6 protein-coding genes are annotated in these 4,485 nt (G+C 63.7%); all 6 read left to right on the forward strand.

Features of this window, described 5'->3' with window-relative positions; all coding sequences use genetic code 11:
* Positions 1 to 450: methyltransferase domain-containing protein (locus KG698_RS14710; RefSeq protein WP_213686298.1), on the forward strand; the 450-nt coding region annotated here is incomplete at its 5' end.
* A gap of 151 nt (positions 451 to 601) precedes the next feature.
* Positions 602 to 1,744, forward strand: coding sequence for a peptidoglycan DD-metalloendopeptidase family protein (locus KG698_RS14715; protein ID WP_213686299.1), 1,143 nt, complete (start codon positions 602 to 604; stop codon positions 1,742 to 1,744).
* Positions 1,732 to 2,349 carry a LysE family transporter gene (locus tag KG698_RS14720; RefSeq protein WP_213686303.1) on the forward strand — a complete coding sequence of 206 codons (618 nt, stop codon included), beginning with the start codon at positions 1,732 to 1,734 and terminating at the stop codon, positions 2,347 to 2,349. Before KG698_RS14715 ends, KG698_RS14720 begins: the two co-directional genes overlap by 13 nt.
* Positions 2,350 to 2,389: 40 nt before the next feature.
* On the forward strand, positions 2,390 to 3,325 hold the full coding sequence (locus KG698_RS14725; protein WP_213686300.1) for a DMT family transporter: 936 nt from the start codon (positions 2,390 to 2,392) through the stop codon (positions 3,323 to 3,325).
* A gap of 149 nt (positions 3,326 to 3,474) precedes the next feature.
* Positions 3,475 to 4,167, forward strand: a complete 693-nt coding sequence (locus KG698_RS14730) for an HAD family hydrolase (protein WP_213686301.1) — start codon at positions 3,475 to 3,477, stop codon at positions 4,165 to 4,167.
* A gap of 94 nt (positions 4,168 to 4,261) precedes the next feature.
* The coding region (locus KG698_RS14735; RefSeq protein WP_213686302.1) for a DUF465 domain-containing protein at positions 4,262 to 4,485 on the forward strand (224 nt) is incomplete at its 3' end.

The raw sequence follows: 4,485 nt of genomic DNA on the forward strand, positions 1-4,485 counted from the left end.
GGGCTGATGACCCAAGCGCTTGGCGTGCAGCCGCGCGATACCGTGCTCGAGATCGGGACGGGTTCGGGCTATCAAGCGGCGATCTTGGGCCAGCTTGCACGCCGCGTCTATACCATCGACCGCCACCGCATCTTGACCCGCGAGGCCGAGGCGCGCTTTGCCGCCCTCAGGCTCAGCAATATCACGGTACTGACCGGCGATGGCTCTTTTGGGCTACCCGATCAGGGGCCGTTTGATCGTATCTTGGTGACCGCCGCCGCCGAAGACCCGCCCGGCCCGCTTTTGCAGCAGCTCAAGCCCGGTGGTGTGATGGTGGTGCCAGTGGGCCAATCCGACACCGTCCAAAGCCTGATCAAGGTCACGCGCCGCGCCGACGGGGCTGGTTTCGACTATGAAGAGCTAATGCCGGTGCGTTTTGTCCCCTTGATGGACGGTTTGCCGCGCGATTAGCGCTGCCATGCAAAACCGATGAGCCGCAGGGCTTTATCCCGCGCATGTTTTCGATGTAGAAAGGGCCAAGCCCAAGATCCCGGCAAACGGGGCCGGATGCTTTTTGTGACTGGCCGCGATCTGGCCAAAGCTATTGAGGACGACCCGAGCGATGCGCCGCGCCAAACTGATTGCCATCGGCCTTTCCATCCCGCTTTTGGCGGGCTGCGTTCCTGCGGATTTCGACTTCGACATGCGCCCCGAGCGGATCTCGACCCGTGGCGCGGGCGAGGCGGCACCCCGCCCTGCCCCCGATGCCAACGGGCTGATCACCTATGACAGCTACCAGATGGTCGTGGCCCGGCGCGGTGATACCGTGGCAGATGTCGCCGCGCGCATCGGCATGCAGCCCGAAGAATTGGCCCGTTTCAATGGCCGCAACCCCAGCGATGTTTTGCGCCCCGATGAGGTTTTGGCCCTGCCGCGCCGCGTCGATCCGGGGGCACCCACCGCGACGGGTACCGATATCACCGCCATCGCCTCAAGCGCCATCGCGGCGGCTGAAGCGCGGAGCCCCGTTGGTGCCACAACCGCCACCAGCCTGGCAGTGCAGCCCGGCCAAGAGCCTGTCCGCCACCGCATCGCGCGCGGTGAAACCGCCTATTCCATTGCGCGGCTTTACAATGTTTCGGTGCGCAGCTTGGCCGAATGGAACGGGCTTGGCCCCGATCTCGCCGTGCGCGAGGGGCAATTCCTGATCATTCCGATCGTGCTTGACGAAAGTGCCGCTGACGCCGTTGTTGCAACGGCCGCGCCGGGGGCCAGCGTCGCGCCGCTCCCGCCATCGGCGGCGACACCGCTTCCCGAACCGATCCAAGCCGCGCCTTTACCACAACAAACAAGCGCGGCCCCTGTGGCGGCACCACCACCTGCCGCACAGCCGGCACCGGCCCCGCAACCCACCAGCACCGCCCGCTTTACCCAGCCTGTCGCGGGTGACATCATCCGCCCCTATGGGCGCGGCAATGAGGGGATCGACATTGCAGCCCCCAGTGGGACAGCCGTGCGCGCCGCAGGCGACGGCGAGGTGGCAGCCATCACGCAAAGTACCGACCAAATCCCCATTCTGGTTGTCCGCCACCCCGATGGGCTGATGACGATCTATGCCAATATCAGCAATATCGCGGTTGCGCGCGGTGATCGGGTGACCCAAGGCCAAAAGCTGGCCGAGGTCGGCGCAGGCAGCCCCTCTTTCCTGCATTTCGAGGTCAGACGCGGCTTTGAGGCCCTTGATCCAACCCAATTCCTGCCTTGACGACAACCGCTTGGTTTGCGGGCTTTGCCCTTTCGTTTAGCTTGATCCTCGCGATTGGGGCACAAAACGCTTTTGTGCTGCGTCAGGGGTTGATGCGCGCGCATGTGGGGGCGGTCGTGGCGATCTGCTGCCTGTCCGAGGCAGTGCTGATCTTTGCCGGTGTTGCGGGCTTTGGCGCCTTGTCCGCCATGGCACCTTGGATGCTCGACGCGATGCGATGGGGTGGGGCGGCGTTCTTGGTCGTCTATGGGCTGCGCAGCTTGCAAGCGGCATGGGTGGCCAATGCGGCCCTCGACACCGGCGGGGCGGCCAAGGGATCGCTGCAAGCCGCCGCGGGCACGGCGCTGGTGCTGACTTGGGCCAATCCGCATGTCTATCTCGATACTGTCGGGCTGATTGGTGCAGTCGCGGCGACCTATGGGCCGGGGCGTTGGATGTTCGGGGCAGGCGCGCTCTCGGCCTCGGTCTTGTTTTTCGTCCTCTTGGGGTATGGCGCGCGCGGGCTTGCACCGATCTTTGCCCGACCTAAGGCTTGGCGTATTTTGGACGGGGTGGTAGGGGCCACGATGCTGGCGCTTGCGGTCAAGTTGACCATCACAGCCTGAGCCGCTGGACAGTCACCATGGCCTGCGTCATGTCATAGGCATGGCCCCGCACCCATCCGACGCACCCCGCACCGACAGCTTGACGCCCGCATCGCGGCCCTTGGTCGGCGTGGCATGGATGATCTTGACGGGCCTGTGTTTCGTCGCCGTCACTGCCAGCGTGAAAATGGTCGGCACCGAGGTGCCAGCCGCGCAATCGGCCTTTTTGCGCTATGCGCTGGGGCTGATCTTTCTGATCCCGATGTGGCCCGCCGTGCGTGCGGCGCGTCTGGAGCGGCGGACATGGGGCCTTTTCGGTCTGCGCGGGGCGTTTCACGCGGTGGCGGTGATCTTGTGGTTTTATTCCATGACCCGCATTCCCATCGCCGATGTCACCGCGCTTAACTACCTCAACCCGATTTATGTGATGATCTTGGCTGTGTTGTTTCTGGGCGAACGCTTGGGTCCATGGCGGATCGGGGCTGTGGCGGCGGCCTTTGCCGGCACTTTGATCATCGTGCGGCCGGGCTTTCGCGAGATCGATATCGGCCATATCGCGATGCTCTTTACTGCGATGGCGATGGCGGCGAGCTATTTCATGGCGAAGTTTCTCAGCGGCAAGGCCAAACCACAGGTGGTGGTGTTCATGCTGTCGGTGATTGTCCCAGTCATCTTGCTGCCCTTTGCAGTCGCGGTCTGGGTGCCCGTGGGATGGGAGGTCTTGGGCTGGTTGTTCTTGACCGCCAGCCTTGCCACGGCGGGGCATTACACCATGACGCTTGCCTTTACGGCCGCACCGCTGGCCGTCACCCAACCGGTCACCTTTTTGCAGCTGATCTGGGCCAGCTTGCTGGGGGTGTTGGTGTTTGGCGAACCAGCCGATGCCTACGTGATGCTGGGCGGCGCGCTGATCATCGCGGCAATTAGCATCGTCACATGGCGCGAGGCGCGGCGCAAAGCGCCAACATCGCCGCAAAGCGATACGCCTGTCACGTGAATGTCATTTTTCGTTTCGCCTGCAAATTGTGCATCTGCGCACGCCACCGCCCAAGGCGTCGCCAGTATCGCGCGTGATCGCGCCCTTGGGTGATCCATCGCTTGCCTTGTCGCGTCCCCGCAGATCGTGTGAGCCTGCGGAGGAACGACATGACCTTGGAAGCAGTGATTTTTAGCGGCATCGGCACGCTGGCAGAGGTTGCAGACCTTGACCGTGCGGCGTGGAACGCAGCCTTTCGCGCGCATGGGATCGCATGGAACTGGTCTTGGGATGTTTATGCAGAATTGATGCGGCAAGGCGGTGATCGCCAGCTTGCCGCGCGCTACGGTGCGCATCTGGGTCAGGTCGTCGACGCCGAGGCGCTCGACCGCACCCACCAACGCCAATTCGCAACCATGCTGGCCGGTGGCGTGCCGTTGCGCCCCGGCGTGGCGCGGGTGATGAATTGGGCGGCACGTGGCGGGGTGAAACTGGCGCTGGTCAGCCGCTCGGAGACGGAGCCTGTGCGGGCATTGTTGAAAGCCACGGCACGCGAACGCGGCGGCGTGGCCTTTGATGTCGCCATTTTGCGCGAAGATGCCAGCCATATGGCCCCCCATCCTGCGGGCATGGTGGCCGCGATCACCAAGCTGGGCATCGGACAGGGGCGCGCCGTCGCGGTGGTGGATACCGCCCTCACCCGCGAAGCGGCACAAGGGGCGGGCCTGCCTTCTGTCGTCTTTCACGGACGTTTGGCTGAAACCGATGCGGATCGGTTTGACGGCCCCGACATGTCGCATGCGCTGAGCCCCGAGGCGCTGACATCGGCGTGGCGCGGGATCAGGAACCACGCCGCTGAATAAGTGACGCAGGCAGACGTCTTTGATCTGGCGCAAAGCGCCATGCGCGCCACCCCGTAAAGTCGGGTCGACAAAGACCGACAGGAAAGGGGTGCAGATGTCACATACACCACATGAATTGGCCGAGGATTTTCCCGGCGCGGCCGCGCAAATCCACGCCTTGAAACTGGCCAACCCACATTTCGCACGGCTGGTTGAAAGCTATCACGACCTGAACCGGTCCGTACATCGCGCCGAGACGGGCATCGCACCAGTCGATGACTTCACCGCGCAGAAAATGCGCAAAGAGCGCATGATGCTGAAAGATGAGATCGCGGGCAT

It is taken from the genome of Roseicyclus sp. (genome assembly GCF_018402035.1).
Classification (GTDB): domain Bacteria; phylum Pseudomonadota; class Alphaproteobacteria; order Rhodobacterales; family Rhodobacteraceae; genus Roseicyclus.

Coding starts and splice junctions, on each gene's coding strand:
- KG698_RS14730 (WP_213686301.1), top strand. CDS start 3,475: ATGACCTTGGAAGCAGTGATTTTTAGCGGCATCGGCACGCTGGCAGAG.
- KG698_RS14715 (WP_213686299.1), top strand. CDS start 602: ATGCGCCGCGCCAAACTGATTGCCATCGGCCTTTCCATCCCGCTTTTG.
- KG698_RS14725 (WP_213686300.1), top strand. CDS start 2,390: ATGGCCCCGCACCCATCCGACGCACCCCGCACCGACAGCTTGACGCCC.